Here is a 14,563-nt window from a genome sequence, read left to right on the forward strand (position 1 = left end):
CCGCTACCGAGACATAACGCAAATCTTGTTTACGAGAACGATCGAGGTATCTGTCACGCGGACGGGTTATTCGGGTCGGACGAGCGGGAACAGGATGGTCTCCCGGATACCAAGGCCGGTCAGCGCCATCAGCAACCGGTCGATCCCCATTCCGACACCACCGCTCGGCGGCATTCCGTACTCCAGCGCACGGAGGAAATCCTCATCCAGGTTCATGGCCTCACTATCGCCCTGCGCACCCAGCCGAGCCTGTTCCACCAGCCGCTGACGCTCCACCACGGGATCGACCAGCTCGGAGTATCCGGTGGCCAGTTCGAATCCGCGCACGTACAGATCCCACTTCTCGGCGACCCCCGGCTTGCTGCGATGTTGCCTGGTCAGCGGGGATGTCTCGACCGGAAAATCACGGACAAAAGTAGGTTCGTGGAGATGATCGCCGACGAGATGTTCCCAAAGTTCTTCGACGAGTTTGCCGTGGCCTAACTTGGGGTCGAGCTCCAGCTCTCGCGCTTCGGCATAGGAACGCAGCTTGTCCACCGATGTCTCGGGAGTGACCTCTTCCGACAACGCCTCGGACAACGACTCGTACATTCCGAGTGTGGTCCACTCGCCGGACAGGTCGTACTCCGAACCGTCGGCCAGAGTGACCACCTGAGTACCGAGAACGTTCTGCGCCGCCTCCTGGATGAGCTGCCGCGTCATCACCGCGTTGGAGTCATAGGTCGCATACGCTTCGTAGTACTCGAGCATGGCGAACTCGGGCGAGTGTGACGAGTCGCTGCCCTCGTTCCGGAAGTTCCGGTTGATCTCGAAGACCTTCTCGATACCGCCGACCACACAACGCTTGAGGTACAGCTCCGGCGCGATCCTCAAGTAGAGGTCGAGGTCGAAGGCATTCGAATGCGTGACGAATGGCCTTGCCGCCGCGCCGCCGTGCAGCGTTTGCAGCATCGGGGTCTCGACCTCGAGGAATCCCCGGCCGTGAAACGAGTCACGCAGGGAACGCAGCACACCGGCGCGGGTGCGGACCACGTCCCGCGCCTTGGGACGCACGATCAGATCGACATAACGCTGCCGGATCCGCGTTTCCTCGGCGAGGTCTTTGTGCGCCACGGGCAACGGGCGCAATGCTTTCGACGTGATCCGCCACGAGTCCGCCATCACGGAAAGCTCACCGCGCTTGGAGGTGATGACCTCGCCGGAGACGAATACGTGATCACCGAGATCGACATCGGACTTCCAGGCCGCGAGAGCTTCCTCGCCCACCTTCGCGAGGCTGAGCATCGCCTGCAACTCGGTGCCGTCGCCTTCACGGAGACTCGCGAAACACAGTTTGCCGGTATTGCGCATGTACATCACCCGGCCGGTGATACCGACGATCTCGCCGGTGGCCGTGTCGGCGGGAAGACCGGAATGCTTCGCGCGGACTTCGGCCAGTGAGTGCGTCCGGGGCACCTCTACCGGATACGGATCGATACCCTCCGCGATTATCCGGTCGCGCTTGTCCCGGCGCACCCGCATCTGTTCCGGCAGGTCTTCGTCGGGGCTCACGCCCTCGGATGCGGGGATTTCAGTCATGGCGCACAGCGTACGAACCCGCCGCTTCCCTACGCCAACCGGATTACCTTTTCCGGGTCGGGACCGGCCGGTTTTCTGTCCATTAACCTTGAGCGCGTGAACTCATCCGGTCCCGGCATCGAACCCGAACTGCACGCCCGCCGCGCCGCCTCGTTCGGTGCGACAGCGGCCGCCTATGCCGCGCATCGGCCGGACTATCCGGAAAAGGCACTGGCCTGGGGTCTGGCCGGCGCCCGGCACGCGCCGGAACGGGTACTGGACCTCGCGGCCGGGACCGGCAAGGTCAGCGAAGGGCTGCTCGCGCTGGGTGTCGAGGTCACCGCGGTGGAGCCGGACGAGAAGATGCTCGCGGAACTGAAGAAGGCGTTCCCCTCCGTGACCCCGCTCATCGGGACGGCCGAGGACATCCCGCTGCCCGACGGCTCCGTGGACGCCGTGGTCGTCGGCCAGGCCGTGCACTGGTTCGACCTCGACCGGGCCTATCCGGAGATGGCCAGGGTGCTGAAACCCGGAGGCGTCGTCGCCGCGCTGTGGAATCACGACGACGAGTCGTCTGGCTGGCTGGCCGAGTTGAACGCCCTGATCAAGACCTCGGCGAGCAGGCGCTGGCTGAGCGACTACGAATCGTTGCCGGAACACGAGGCCTTCGAGCCGTTCGAGAAGAAGACGTTCGGTCACAAACAGCCGAGGACCGCGGAGACCCTGGTGGCGACTCTCGCCACCCATTCGCACATGCTGGTGGCCCCGGCGGAGGAACGCGAAGCCAAACTTCGCACGGCGCGGGAATTCCTCGACCGGAATCCGGAAACCGCCTCGGGGGAATTCGACCTGCCGATCACCACCACCGTCTTCCGGGCGGGTAAGCGATGACCGACTGGAAGGCGACGTTCACCGCGACGTTCGGCGCTCCCGCGTCGGCGGTGTCCGCACGGATCTGGGCCGAGGTGTACGGCGACGAGTACCCCGCCGAGCTGGACACTTACAGCTTCGTGACCCGCACCGACCTGCGCCGCATCGCGGCCGAAGCGCGTCTGGAGCCGGGCGGGCGGCTGGCCGACATCGGGTGCGGGCGCGGCGGTCCCGGGCTATGGGTCGCCGCACGCACGTACGCGACGCTCACCGGCGTCGACATCGCGGAGACGGCGCTGGCGTCGGCGCGGCGTCGCGCGGAGCTGATGGACGTCGAAGCGACCGAGTTCCTGGTCGGCGATTTCCAGGACACCGGACTGGACGACGCGTCGTTCGAGGCGGTGATGAGCGTCGACGCGCTGCTGTTCGCGCCCGACAAGCGGCGTGCCTGCGCGGAGTTCGCGCGGATCCTCGTGCCCGGCGGGCGTCTGCTCGTCACGACCTGGGACTTCGACGGTCAGCCGGTGAACCGGCCGCCCCAGGTGGCCGACCATCGGCCGCTGCTGGAAGCGGCGGGATTCGACGTCCTCTCCTACGAGGAGACGCCGGACTGGCGGGCGCGGCAACGGCGGACCGTGGAGCTCTCGCTCGCGCGGGTGGAGGATTTGGCCGGGGAATCGGGGCAGGATCCGGCGCAGCTGCGGGCGAGCCTCGAATAGACGCTGCGGAACCAGGACCTGATGACGCGGCGGGTGCTGATGGTCGCCTCACGCCGGTGACGGAAGGCGTGACTCGCGTGATCAGACACGTAACTCACGTGATTGAAGGCGTAACTCACGAGTTACGGCTCTGATCACGCGAGTTACGGCTCTGATCACGCGAGTTACGCCTCTGATCACGCGCGGGGCGTGGCGCGGTTCCGGTCGTAGACCAACCGGAGGCCCAGGAGCGTCAGATCCGGGACGTGTTCGGTGATCGTCTCGGACTCCTCCAGCACCAGGGGCGCCAGGCCACCCGTCGCGATCACCGCGACCGGCTCCGCCCCGCCGGGCGAGAGCTCGCGCTTGATCCGCTTCACCAGGCCGTCGACCTGGCCGGCGAAACCGTAGAGGATGCCGGATTGCAGGCATTCCACGGTGTTCTTCCCGATCACCGACCGCGGCGGCACCAGCTCCACCTTGCGCAGCGCCGCGGCCCGCGCGGCCAGCGCGTCGACCGAGATCTCGATACCGGGCGCGAAGGCGCCGCCGAGGAACTCGCCCTTGGCGGAGATGGCGTCCACATTGGTCGAAGTCCCGAAATCGACCACCACACAAGCGGTGTCCGGGTGCAGATGGTGCGCGGCGAGGGTGTTCACCAGCCTGTCCGCGCCCACCTCCTTGGGGTTGTCGACCAGGAGCGGCACACCGGTGCGCACCCCCGGCTCGACGACGATCTTCGGCACTTTGGCGTAGTACCGCGAAAGCATGACGCGCAGCTCCCGCAGCACCGCGGGAACCGTGGACAGCGCGCTGATCCCGGTGATCGAGTCCGCGTGCGAACCGAGGAGCCCGCGCATGGTCAGCGCGAGCTCGTCGGCGGTCATCCGCGCGTCGGTGCGCATGCGCCAGTCGCCGATCAGCTCGTTTCCCGAGTACAGCCCGAGAACGATATTGGTGTTGCCGACGTCGACCGTGAGCAGCAAGGGCTCAGCTTTCGGCGTGCAGCAGCGCGTCGAGACGGCGGGCGTCGGCGGTTTCGGCGACCGGGAAGGTCATCGTGTCGTCGTCGGCCAGCGTCACGGTGCCGCTCAGCAGACCGGAACCCTCCGGCGCGTGCCCGGGGTCGGCGCCCTTCTCGACGATCCGGTTGTCCGCGTCGACGAAGACGACCCGCGGCCGGAACGCGGCCGCCTCGGCGTTCTCCATCTGCGCGTACGAAATCAGGATCACCAGATCGCCGGGGTGCACCAGATGCGCCGCGGCACCGTTGATGCCGAGCACCCCGCTGCCGCGTTCGCCCGCGATCACGTACGTTTCGAGCCGCGCGCCGTTGGTGACGTCCACAATGGACACCTGTTCGCCCGGCAGCAGATCCGCCGCGTCCATCAGGTCCTCGTCGACGGTCACCGAGCCGACGTAGTGGAGGTCGGCCTGGGTGACCGTCGCCCGGTGGATCTTCGATTTCAGCATCGTGCGGTACATCGTGGACTCTCCCTATTCCCCTGCGTCCAGCGCGTTCTCCGGATGGTCGACGGCGGCGCCGAGCATCACTCCGACGTTGTCGATCAGCCGGGTACTCCCCACCCTGGCCGCGATCAGCAACCGCGCTTCACCGTCCACGGGCGCGGGCCCGAGGTCGGTTCCCCTCAATTCCAGATAGTCGACCTCGACCGCGGGACGCGCGGCGAGGGTCTGCCTGGCGGTCGCCAGCACGGCTTCCGCGCCGTCGCGTCCGACGAAGGCACCCGCGGTGAGCGCCGCCGACAACACGATCGCGTCCTCGCGCTGTTCCGGGGTCAGATAGACGTTGCGCGAGGACAACGCCAGCCCGTCGCGTTCCCGGACCGTCGGCACCCCGATGACGCGGGTGTCGAAGTTCAGGTCACGCACCATCTTCTTGATCAGCACCAGCTGCTGGTAGTCCTTCTCCCCGAAGAAGGCGTAGTCCGGCCGCACGATGTTGAACAGTTTCGCCACCACGGTCAGCACGCCGGCGAAATGCCCCGGCCGCGCCGCGCCTTCCAGCTCGTCGCCGAGCGCGCCGGGATGCACCGTGACGGTGGCCCCCTCGGGATACAGATCCGACGCCTTGGGCAGGAAGCCCAGCTCGACGCCGTCCTCCTTCAGCACTTCGAGGTCCTTGTCCAGCGGACGCGGGTACGCCTCGAAGTCCTCGCCCTCCCCGAACTGCAGGGGGTTCACGAAGATCGACGTCGCGACCACCGTGTTCGGCAGCCGCTTCGCCCGGCGGATCAGCTCGCGGTGCCCCGCGTGCAGGGCGCCCATCGTTGGCACGAGCGCGACCTTGCGGCCGACGCCGTGCAGGGCACGCGTCACCTGGCTGACCTGCTCGGGCGGCTGGAAGGTGTGCAGCGTGCCTCGGGCGAATTTCGGTGTGGTCACTGGTTTTGCTGCCCTTCGGCGGGATCTGCGGGATCACTCAGGAGTTCGGTGAGCTCGGCGGCGGCCGACGCGTCCAGGAGCCCGGCGGCGTCGCCGCGCGCCAGCGTGCGCTTGGCCAGCGCGCGGTAGCTCGGGGCGATGTCGGGGCCACGTTCGGCCAGCACCGCGAGATGCTTACGCACGGTGCCGAGATCACCACGGGCCACCGGCCCGGTCAGCGCCCGGTCCCCGTGTCGGAGAACATTATCCAACGCCGCCGACAACAACGGAGCCACCAGGCGTTCGGGCTGGGCGATTCCCGCCTCCCGCAACAGTTCCCCGCAGTCGGCGACCAGTGTCATCAGGTGGTTCGCGCCGTGCGCCAACGCCGCGTGATAGAGCGCTCGCGCCTCGTCAGGGACCCGGACGGGCTCCGCGCCCATCTCCACGGTCAGCGCTTCGCCGACGTTCCACGCCGCTTCGTCACCCTCCGTCGCGGTGACGCCGACGCTGCAGGTGGCCAGCCTGTCGAGGTCTTCGGCGCGGCCGGTGAAGGTCATCACGGGGTGCAGGGCCAGTGGCAGCGCGCCTGCCTCGGCAGCCGGAGCGAGGACGTCGATTCCGTGCGCGCCGGAGGTGTGCACGACGATCTGCCCCGGCCGCAGCGATCCGGTGGCGACGAAACCGCGCACCATCCCGGCGAGCGCGTCGTCCGGCAGGGCCAGCAGGACCAGGTCGGCACGGCGGGCGACCTCGTCGGGAGGCAGGAGGGGCACGTCGGGGAGCAGTTGCTCCGCCCGGCGCACCGAAGCGTTGGAAAGGCCCGAAGCGGCGACGACCGTGTGCCCGGCCCTGGTGAGCGCGGCGCCGACGACACTGCCGACGCGCCCCGCGGAAACGACGCCGACGGCCAGGCGAGCGGGCCTCATCATGGCGTGCGCCAGTGGACGCTCATGGTCGAAACTCCTCAACTCGTTCCAGTCCCGCTCTGCGGTCGCGGGTACCAGACGACGGCGCGAGGGTAACCCTCCGGCACGGGTCTGAACCGGCCCCCGTGACCAGCTTCACCTGACAGTGGTCATCCGCGCGGCGCGCCGTCGGCCAGCCGCACGGCCTCGGCCCGCGACGTCTTGAGCACCTGGAGCAGCTCACGTTGCCGCTGTTTCGCGTCGTCGGTGAGCTTGCGGCCGCGCCGCAGGAACGCGAGCTCGGTCACGCTGGCCTGGTAGCGGCCGACGGCCTTCGCCGCCTCCCGCCCCGACTGCTTCCGCGCCTGTTTCCGCCACGACCGCCGCCCGGAGAGACTGGCCAGCAGCGCGACCTCGGAGGGGGCGATCCAGCGTGCATCAACCATCATCGGCAGCGCCGCCGCGACGATCCGCTGCTCACGCCGTCGTTGCATGACCACCACCGAGAAGACCCCGATGAACAGCGGCACCATGATCAGGAAGTAGACGTTCAGGAAGGTCTTCGCGCCACCGAGCAGCGCGGCACCGTTCCACAGCGCGTGCAGCAGCACCGCGACGACGTAACCGCCGATGGGCGCCAGGATCCGCAGGGAGCGCACCTTGCTGCTCGCGGCGATGCCGAGCCCGATCCCGGTCATGACGGCGAACAGCGGATGGGTGAACGGCGAGAGCACGCCGCGGAGGAAGAACGCCGCGAGCACGCCGGCGCTCGTGCCGTCGCCGAAGCCGTGCTCGGCGAAGGCGCGGCCGAAGTAATAGATGTTCTCGGTGAAGGCGAAACCCGCCGCGGTGAACCCGGCGTAGACGATGCCGTCCACGACGCCGTCGAACTCGATCGGGCGGCGCCACCACAGCAGCAGGATGAAAGCGGCCTTCGCGGCCTCCTCGACCAGCGGCGCGGAGACCAGCCCGCTGATCTTGCCGCCGACGCCGGTGCCGAGCAGCAGATCACCGACGGCTTCGGCGCCGCTGTTGAGCAGCAGCGCGATGATCGTCGCGACGCACGCGCCCCAGACGAAGGACAGCAGCAGGAGCTTCGGCGGTTCGGGCTCCCAGCGGTCGACCCACAGGAACGCGGTGACCACCACGGCGACCGGGACGAGTGCCGCGAGCACACCGATCCCCACCGCGAGCGGGCCGACCTTTTCGGTCACCGTGCCGAAGACGAACAACCCGCACAGCGCGACGGCGATCAGCCCGAGCACCGGCAGCAGCACGGTGATCGACCGGGACCGGCGGATCCGGTCGGGGCCGGGCGCAGGGGAGGAAGGCTCGCTCACAGCGGGTCACCCTACCGTCGGTACGGGTTCAGTCTTCGGCACGCCGCCTGCGCCGCGGAGTGGATTCGTTCGCGCCGTTGGCGGCGAGCAGATCCATCACCGACCGGCCGGACGCGTGGGAACCCGCCTCGGAAGTCTCGGGACGGCTGTGCGAAGACCCGTTACGGGACGGCGTCTCGTCGTCCGGCTTCGCCCGCCTGCCGCCGTGACGGCCGCCAGAGGACTCGGTGCTCTGCCAAGCCGGGGGTTCCCCGTCCGGGCGACGGCGACGGCCGCCACCGGTGGGCTCGGGAACGTTCGGGGCCGGGGTGAGCGAGGCCGAGGAGTCTTCCGCCGCGCGGCGACGGCGTCCACCGCCGCCGTTCTGCGACAGGCGGATCTCTTCGGGCAACGTCAGGTTGACCGCGGGCGGCTCCTCGACGGGCGGCGAGCTGTGCCGCGACGGCGCCTCGGCCGCCGGACGGCGCACCGGTTCGGGCTCCGGCTTCCGCACGGGCTCGGCCCGGCGAGGCGGCTCGGACACGGCCGGGATCGACGGCGGGGTCGGCGGCTCGGGCTCACGACGAGGCTCGGGACGCGGCTCCGGCCGTGGCTGGGACGCCGAAGGCTGCGGCTGCTGGGGTTTGGGACGCAGCCGGTCCTGGAAGTCGTCCTTCCTGGGGAACGCCGCGCTCAGGTCGGAGACCGGGCGCTCCTGCGTCCACGACGGCTTCCACTCGCCGGTGGCCTCCATCGGCTCCGGCGTGGCGGGCTTGTTCGCGGGCGGCGGCGTGCCGCCGGCCGGACGGGACCGCTCGACCGGCTTCATACCGGGGCGGGTCAAACCGAGCTCGCGGTTCGGCCGGGGACGATCCGGCTCGACCTTCTTGACCGGCTTCGCCGGCGCGGGCGGCTTCACCGGCGGCGTCTGCTTCCGCGTCTGCTCCTCGGGCCGCGGCGCGGGAGGACGCTGAACGGTGCCGGCGTCGAGCCGCTGCTGCAGCGACGGCTGCTGCGGGCGGCGAGGCGGTTCGTTGCGCTGGGGCTGGCGGGCGACGGTGGGCATCGAGGGCTGCGAGGCCTCGGCGCGCGACACACCCGGCATGGACGGGCGGGACACCTCGGCCGGGGTCACCGGCGGCGGGGTCTTGCGCTGGGCGTCGACCCTGGGCATCGGGCGGGAAACCTCGGCGGGCGACATCCCGGGGTTCGACAGCTCCATCCGCTCGCGGCGGGCGGCTTCGGCGGCGAGCGCCTCGGCGGCCTTGGAGGCGCGGGCGTCGGCCTTGCGCATACTGCGGCGAGTCGACTCGTCGACCGGTTTCGGCCGCTGGACCTGATTGCTCTGGCCGTAGCCGCCTGCGCCGTTTACCTGACCGTTCGCCGGTTTGCGGCGGGCCGCGGGCGGCGCCGGAGCCCGCATCGCGGCGGGTTCGAGGACGCGGTCGATCATCTCGGTCGGGCGCTCGCGGTCACGCTCGTCGACGTCGATCGTGGTGCTCTTGGCCGCCATGAGCTGGGGTTTGCCGTTGCCGTTCTCGGACCCCGCGCTCATCAGCTGCTTGTTGTCGAGGGACCGCATCCGGGTGGCCTGCGCGGTGAGCGCGACGCGTTCGAGGAGGACCTCGCCGCCGAAGAGCGACTGGAGGCTTTCACGCAGAGCGCTCACCTCGGCTCTGAGCGCTTCGAGCTCTTCCTGGGAGCGGCTCTCGGCGGCCTGCCGGGTCTCCGCCTCCATCTCCAGCTCGAACTCGCGGCGGGCGGCGATCTCGCGTTCCAGCTCAAGCTCGTAGACGGCCTGCGCCTCGGCGACGGCGTCCTCGCTCTGCGAAACGTGCTTGCGGTAGCGGACCGCGAGGAACGCACCGATCAAGGCGGCCCACAGCGCCGCGACGATCCCCAGACGCAAGTAGCGGAGGTCGTCGGAAAGCACCAATGCGAGAGTCGCGCCGACGGCGAGAACCAAGCCGACGACAAGCCACGGCCTACCCGCAAGGCGGCCGCGCGAGTCGTCACCCACCCCGGTCATGCCCAACACCGTACCTTCTAGTAATCCGAACGAGACCTAGTCGGTACTTCGAGCGGTGGCTCCCGAGCGTTAACCGGTCGGCTCGGGATCGGTATCCCGATCACCGCCCTCGGGGGTCCGGCAGCAGTGTTCGAGCCATAAAGCCGCAGCTACCAGCGCCGCCGAGCTGACGATCCCGACCGTGGCCGAGCGGAGATCGCCGCTCGCCGCGAGGAGTTCGTCACGTCGCGGAAAAAGATACGCGAAAGCCGCGAGCCAGACGCCCGTCATCGCGGATCCGGCGAGCGAAGAGGCCTTGGCGAGGGCCACCGATCGAGCGACGGAGATCGCGGAGAGCACGCGGCCCTCCTTGATCCGCGACCGGATGATGAAGGCGAGCACGAACTCGCAGAGCGCGAGGACGAGCAGCGTGATTCCGGCGAAGAGCGGAAGCGCGGGGATGGATCCGTAGGCGACCTGGAAAAGCAGATAGGCCAGGACCAATCCCAGGAGGCCGGCCACCGCCAGCTCACGTGGCCGGGTGAAGTGCATGGTCCAACGCTACCTGGCAGGCTTGACTCTCCACCAACTGGAGAGTCGACGATGAGGCATATGGGCACCGCAGCGGTTTTCACCATCGGGGAGCTGGCCAAACGGACCGGCCTGCCGGTGAAGACCATCCGCTTCTACTCCGACGAGGGGCTCCTGCCCCCGACCGACCGCACCGATTCGGGCTACCGGCTCTACGACGCGACCGCGATGGCGCGTCTCGAGCTGGTCCGGACGCTGCGGGAACTCGGGCTCGGCCTCGCCGACGTCGAGCGGGCGCTGACCAGGGAAGCGACCATCGGGGACCTCGCGGTCCAGCACGTCGCCGCCCTGGACGAGCAGATCCGGCGGCTGGAACTGCGCCGCGCGGTCCTGCGAGCGGTGGCCAAACGGGACTCACCACTGGAGGAGGTCGAACTGATGAACAAACTCGCGTCGATGTCGGACGAGGACCGCAAACGTTTGCTCGACGAGTTCTGGGCGGACATGGTCGAAGGGCTCGATCTGGACCCGGAGTTCTACGAGCGGATGCGCTCGGCGAAACCGGAGCTGCCCGACGACCCGACGCCCGAGCAGCTGGAGGCCTGGATCGAGTTCGCCGAACTCGTGCAGGACGACGAGTTCCGCGCGTCCATCCGCCGGATGAGCGAGTGGCACTCGCAGCTCCGGAAGCAGGACGGAGCGGACTTCGGCGCGAAGCAGCAGGAGCTGTGGATGGCGTGGAGCGCTCGGGCGACCGAAGCGCTCGAAGCCGGTCTCGCGCCGGACTCGCCCGAGGGCCGCGAGCTGGCGGAGACGATCTTCACGCAGTCTTCGCGGAACGGCCGTGACCCCGCCGACCCGGCCTGGCGGAAGCGGCTGACCGACGGGATGGCGATCAGCTCCGACCCGCGGGCCGAGCGGTACTGGCTGCTGCTGGGGAAGATCAACGGCTGGCCGTCGTTCCCTTCGCAGATGCCGCAGGCGGAGTGGATCATCGCGGCCCTGCGCTCGGCGCTGGGGTAGCAAGGGACCTTTGCTACCACTCCCGCATTTAGTCGACTGATTGCCTGGCCGACGGGCGCCGGGTGGGCGTTGCGAAAGCCACTTTCGCAACGCTGAAGGTTGCGAAAGTGGCTTTCGCAACCTTTCCGGGGTCGCCGCCCCTCGCAATCAGGCGACCAAACGCGGTGGTTCGCATCACGAACCACTGGGGGCTTGGCCGTGACCGTGTGGGTTTGGGGCGTCAGGTGACCAGAAATCCACACGGTCCCCCACTTCCGGGACCGACCTCTGGATGAGGTGGTTGGTATCGCCAACTACCTCATTCAGAGGACGAAATGCGTGAGACGGACGGAGTCGCGGTCCGAGGCGGGGCGGGCGGCGAGGAGGTCGGCGACGGGACCGTGGCCGGGAAGTACCGCGTCGGGCTCGATCTCCAGCCAGGGGATCAGCACGCTCGCGCGCTCCGGCGTGCCGGGATGCGGAAGCAGCAACTGGGGGTCGTCGGAGCGAACCCCGTCCACGGTCACTATGTCGACATCCAGCGTGCGCGGACCCCACCGGAGTTCGCGCACGCGCTCCGCCGCCTGCTCGGCGGCCTGCCCGGTGCGCAGCCAGTCCCAGTGATCACGCGCCGGGTCGTCGACCAGGACGACGGCGTTGAGGAAGTCCGGCTGGTCCTCGACACCCCACGCCTTGGTCTCGTAGACCGACGACACCGCGACGACCGCGGGCCGGACCGCGTCGACGGCGGATCGGAGATACGCGAGCCGGTCCCCCAGGTTGGAGCCGAGCGAAAGCAGCGCGCGGCTCATCGCTCCCGCCGCACCGTGACGGCGACGTCGTCGAAGTTCAGCGGGATCGGCGCGGACGGCTTGTGCACCGTCACCTCGACGGCGGTCAGCCGCTCGTCGCGCAGCACGTCGTCGGCGATCTTCCCGGCGACACTCTCGATGAGGTCGTACGGCTCGCCCGCCACGATGCCGGCGGCGAGTTCCGCCAGTTCGCCGTAGTGCAGCGTCTTGGTCAGGTCATCGGACGCGGCGGCCGGGCCGAGGTCCAGCCACACCACGATGTCGACGACGAACTCCTGCCCGTCCCGCTTCTCATGGTCGAAGACCCCGTGCCTGCCGAAGACCCTCAAGCCGGTCAACGTGATCCGGTCAGACAACGGGATTCCCCTTCCGCCAAGCCGCCGCGACGGTCACGGCGTCGATGCTCGCGCCGACCTCGTGCACCCGCACTCCCCAGGCGCCGGCCGCCGCGGCGAGCGCGGACACGGCCGCGGTCGCGTTCTCGCGGCCGTCCGGCGGGGCGGGCTTTCCGTCCTTTCCGGACAAAAGGCGCCCGAGGAACCGTTTGCGCGAAGCACCGACGAGAACCGGGAAACCCAGTGACAGAAAGGTATCCAGGCCGTTCAGCAACGCCCAGTCGTGCTCGGCGTTCTTCGCGAAACCCAGCCCGGGGTCGAGCACGATCGCATCGGCGTCGACACCCGCGGCGAGCGCTTCGTCCACTCGGGACAGCAGCTCGGCGCGCACGTCCGCGACGACGTCCTCATAGGACGCCAGCGCGTTCATGTCCTTGCTGTGCCCGCGCCAGTGCATCAGTACATAAGGGACACCTGTCTCGGCGGCGACCTTCGCCATGTTCGGATCGGCCAGCCCACCGGAGACGTCGTTGACGACGGACGCGCCCGCCTCGACCGCGGCGAGGGCGACCTCGGCCCGCGTGGTGTCCACGGACATCGCGACACCGTCGGCGGCGAGGGCGCGGATCACCGGCATGATCCGGGAAATCTCGGTGCCGGCGTCCACCCGGGACGCTCCCGGCCGAGTCGACTCCCCGCCGACGTCGATCAGATCCGCGCCGCGCGCCCACATCTCGTGCGCGTGCTCCAGCGCCTGCTCGACGCCGAGGTAGCGGCCACCGTCCGAAAAGGAATCGGGGGTGACATTGAGGATCCCCATCACCGCGCACCGGCCGGGCCGGGGCAGGGCGGTCATCGACGGCCCTTGATCAGATCCAGCGCCTCCGCCCGCGAGGACGCCGAAGACTGCAGCAGCCCGCGCACGGCGGACGTCGTCGTCCTGGCGCCGGGTTTGCGGATCCCGCGCATGGCCATGCAAAGGTGTTCGGCCTCGACCACGACGATCGCGCCGCGGGGCTCGAGTTTGCGCATGAGCGCGTCGGCGACCTGGGAGGTCAGGCGCTCCTGGACCTGCGGGCGCTTGGCGTAGAGGTCGACGAGGCGGGCCAGTTTGGACAGGCCGGTGACCTTGCCGTGCTCGTTGGGGATGTACCCGATGTGAGCGACGCCGTGGAATGAGAGCAAATGGTGTTCACAGTTATGCGTCAGGTGCCCGGCGATCAGGAACGTCGGGTGTGGCTCGCATTTGAAGCTGTACACCGTGTAGGGCTTGGTTCCTGTGGCCTTCACGGGGCGGACGGACTCTACCTCCACGTAGTCCGACTCGATGAGGTCTGTCGTGTAGTCGTCCTGGGGGAAGCCATGCCGCTCGAACCAGCGGTCAGCGACGTAGAGAACTGAGGCAGGCGCCTTACGCGGTGTGAACCTCGCTCCGATGATCGTGGCCAAGTCTTCGAGGAAAGGGATGTTCGCGCTGGTGATCAGGCGGCCCGGGTGTCGTTTGTCGTCGCAGCCATCCCCGTCGATGTAGCCATCGAGAAAGCCGTTGAAAGTGCTTCGGTCGTTGAGCACGACCATGGGGAAGCGCTGCCGCTGATGATGAGCATCGCCACCGACGTACTGCCGCATGAGATCCGCGAGGAACGATGAGACGACACGCACCCGAAAGCCGGGCGCTTCACGTCCGAGGTAGCCCGAAGGCCGCGTGACCGGCTCGAGTTTCGCCTCGATCCCGAAGGCCCGATAGAGCGACTCGGCGTACTTCTTCGCGAAGTCGCGGTCGTTCACCACCAGCGAGACGTAGCGCTCGGCGACGGTCCCGTCCGAGCAGGTCGCACCGATGACATAACCGAAGTCGTAACCGAACTTCGGCTTCCAGCGATCCCGGCAGAGCTTGCGCGCGTGGGTCCACTCGATGAAGGAACCCTCGACGTCCTTGGCCTCCACCCAGCCCTTGGGCGTCGCCAAAGGATGGTCAGGAGTGACCTTGAAACTTCCACCCGCGGTCGTGACCTCGACAAGCTCACGAGTCTGGTGCGAGCTGATCTCGGTGACCGTGGTCTCCTCGACCTTGCCACCCGACAGAGTCCACAGCTTGTCACCGACTTCGACCTCGGCCGCCTGCTTACGGCCTCCGA

At 68.7% G+C, this 14,563-nt stretch carries 14 protein-coding genes and 1 pseudogene; 3 read left to right on the forward strand and 12 right to left on the reverse strand.

What is annotated here, in order from left to right; all coding sequences use genetic code 11:
* Window positions 1-66: 66 nt before the first annotated feature.
* Entirely contained in the window at window positions 67-1,578 is a 1,512-nt protein-coding gene (gene lysS, locus ACZ1DY_RS41550) for a lysine--tRNA ligase (RefSeq protein WP_465482980.1), read from the reverse strand.
* Window positions 1,579-1,674: 96 nt separating this feature from the next.
* Between lysS and ACZ1DY_RS41555 the strand changes: the two genes are divergently transcribed.
* Window positions 1,675-2,448 carry a class I SAM-dependent methyltransferase gene (locus tag ACZ1DY_RS41555; protein WP_465482981.1) on the forward strand — a complete coding sequence of 258 codons (774 nt, stop codon included), beginning with the start codon at window positions 1,675-1,677 and terminating at the stop codon, window positions 2,446-2,448.
* The gene (locus ACZ1DY_RS41560; RefSeq protein ID WP_465482982.1) at window positions 2,445-3,146 is read left to right on the forward strand and encodes a class I SAM-dependent methyltransferase; all 702 of its coding nucleotides are present in this window, start codon (window positions 2,445-2,447) and stop codon (window positions 3,144-3,146) included. Before ACZ1DY_RS41555 ends, ACZ1DY_RS41560 begins: the two co-directional genes overlap by 4 nt.
* A 176-nt stretch (window positions 3,147-3,322) precedes the next feature.
* Here the strand turns inward: ACZ1DY_RS41560 and ACZ1DY_RS41565 are convergent, their stop codons facing one another.
* The 7 genes from ACZ1DY_RS41565 to ACZ1DY_RS41595 form a co-directional block, all read right to left on the reverse strand.
* Window positions 3,323-4,111, reverse strand: coding sequence for a type III pantothenate kinase (locus ACZ1DY_RS41565; RefSeq protein ID WP_465482983.1), 789 nt, complete (start codon window positions 4,109-4,111; stop codon window positions 3,323-3,325).
* Between the two features lie 4 nt (window positions 4,112-4,115).
* Window positions 4,116-4,610 carry an aspartate 1-decarboxylase gene (panD, locus tag ACZ1DY_RS41570; protein ID WP_126730155.1) on the reverse strand — a complete coding sequence of 165 codons (495 nt, stop codon included), beginning with the start codon at window positions 4,608-4,610 and terminating at the stop codon, window positions 4,116-4,118.
* A 12-nt stretch (window positions 4,611-4,622) separates the two neighbouring features.
* Window positions 4,623-5,531: a pantoate--beta-alanine ligase gene (gene panC, locus ACZ1DY_RS41575; protein ID WP_257483182.1), complete on the reverse strand. Its 909-nt coding sequence runs from the start codon at window positions 5,529-5,531 to the stop codon at window positions 4,623-4,625.
* The gene (locus tag ACZ1DY_RS41580; protein ID WP_465485785.1) at window positions 5,528-6,454 is read right to left on the reverse strand and encodes a Rossmann-like and DUF2520 domain-containing protein; all 927 of its coding nucleotides are present in this window, start codon (window positions 6,452-6,454) and stop codon (window positions 5,528-5,530) included. The genes panC and ACZ1DY_RS41580 overlap by 4 nt, the downstream gene beginning before the upstream one ends.
* A 134-nt stretch (window positions 6,455-6,588) precedes the next feature.
* The gene (locus ACZ1DY_RS41585) at window positions 6,589-7,758 is read right to left on the reverse strand and encodes a PrsW family intramembrane metalloprotease (protein ID WP_257483184.1); all 1,170 of its coding nucleotides are present in this window, start codon (window positions 7,756-7,758) and stop codon (window positions 6,589-6,591) included.
* A gap of 28 nt (window positions 7,759-7,786) precedes the next feature.
* The gene (locus ACZ1DY_RS41590) at window positions 7,787-9,766 is read right to left on the reverse strand and encodes a DUF6779 domain-containing protein (RefSeq protein WP_465482984.1); all 1,980 of its coding nucleotides are present in this window, start codon (window positions 9,764-9,766) and stop codon (window positions 7,787-7,789) included.
* Between the two features lie 69 nt (window positions 9,767-9,835).
* Window positions 9,836-10,297, reverse strand: coding sequence for a DUF3180 domain-containing protein (locus tag ACZ1DY_RS41595; RefSeq protein WP_126730147.1), 462 nt, complete (start codon window positions 10,295-10,297; stop codon window positions 9,836-9,838).
* Window positions 10,298-10,357: 60 nt separating this feature from the next.
* Here ACZ1DY_RS41595 and ACZ1DY_RS41600 point away from each other — a divergent pair, with 60 nt between their 5' ends.
* Window positions 10,358-11,299 carry a MerR family transcriptional regulator gene (locus tag ACZ1DY_RS41600; protein WP_465482985.1) on the forward strand — a complete coding sequence of 314 codons (942 nt, stop codon included), beginning with the start codon at window positions 10,358-10,360 and terminating at the stop codon, window positions 11,297-11,299.
* A 302-nt stretch (window positions 11,300-11,601) separates the two neighbouring features.
* Here the strand turns inward: ACZ1DY_RS41600 and folK are convergent, their stop codons facing one another.
* The 4 genes and pseudogenes from folK to folE form a co-directional block, all read right to left on the reverse strand.
* Entirely contained in the window at window positions 11,602-12,090 is a 489-nt protein-coding gene (gene folK / locus ACZ1DY_RS41605; RefSeq protein ID WP_016337774.1) for a 2-amino-4-hydroxy-6-hydroxymethyldihydropteridine diphosphokinase, read from the reverse strand.
* The gene (gene folB / locus ACZ1DY_RS41610) at window positions 12,087-12,446 is read right to left on the reverse strand and encodes a dihydroneopterin aldolase (protein WP_465482986.1); all 360 of its coding nucleotides are present in this window, start codon (window positions 12,444-12,446) and stop codon (window positions 12,087-12,089) included. The genes folK and folB overlap by 4 nt, the downstream gene beginning before the upstream one ends.
* Window positions 12,439-13,281: a dihydropteroate synthase gene (gene folP, locus ACZ1DY_RS41615; protein WP_465482987.1), complete on the reverse strand. Its 843-nt coding sequence runs from the start codon at window positions 13,279-13,281 to the stop codon at window positions 12,439-12,441. The genes folB and folP overlap by 8 nt, the downstream gene beginning before the upstream one ends.
* Window positions 13,278-13,622 (reverse strand): annotated as a pseudogene (folE, locus tag ACZ1DY_RS41620) (GTP cyclohydrolase I); the annotation flags it as partial. The pseudogene folE and the gene folP, both read right to left, overlap by 4 nt.
* Between the last annotated feature and the right edge of the window lie 941 nt (window positions 13,623-14,563).

It is taken from the genome of Amycolatopsis sp. PSD-21 (assembly GCF_055561455.1).

Coding starts and splice junctions, on each gene's coding strand:
- lysS (WP_465482980.1), bottom strand. CDS start 1,578: ATGACTGAAATCCCCGCATCCGAGGGCGTGAGCCCCGACGAAGACCTG.
- ACZ1DY_RS41560 (WP_465482982.1), top strand. CDS start 2,445: ATGACCGACTGGAAGGCGACGTTCACCGCGACGTTCGGCGCTCCCGCG.
- panD (WP_126730155.1), bottom strand. CDS start 4,610: ATGTACCGCACGATGCTGAAATCGAAGATCCACCGGGCGACGGTCACC.
- ACZ1DY_RS41590 (WP_465482984.1), bottom strand. CDS start 9,766: ATGACCGGGGTGGGTGACGACTCGCGCGGCCGCCTTGCGGGTAGGCCG.
- ACZ1DY_RS41595 (WP_126730147.1), bottom strand. CDS start 10,297: ATGCACTTCACCCGGCCACGTGAGCTGGCGGTGGCCGGCCTCCTGGGA.
- ACZ1DY_RS41600 (WP_465482985.1), top strand. CDS start 10,358: ATGGGCACCGCAGCGGTTTTCACCATCGGGGAGCTGGCCAAACGGACC.
- folK (WP_016337774.1), bottom strand. CDS start 12,090: ATGAGCCGCGCGCTGCTTTCGCTCGGCTCCAACCTGGGGGACCGGCTC.
- folP (WP_465482987.1), bottom strand. CDS start 13,281: ATGACCGCCCTGCCCCGGCCCGGCCGGTGCGCGGTGATGGGGATCCTC.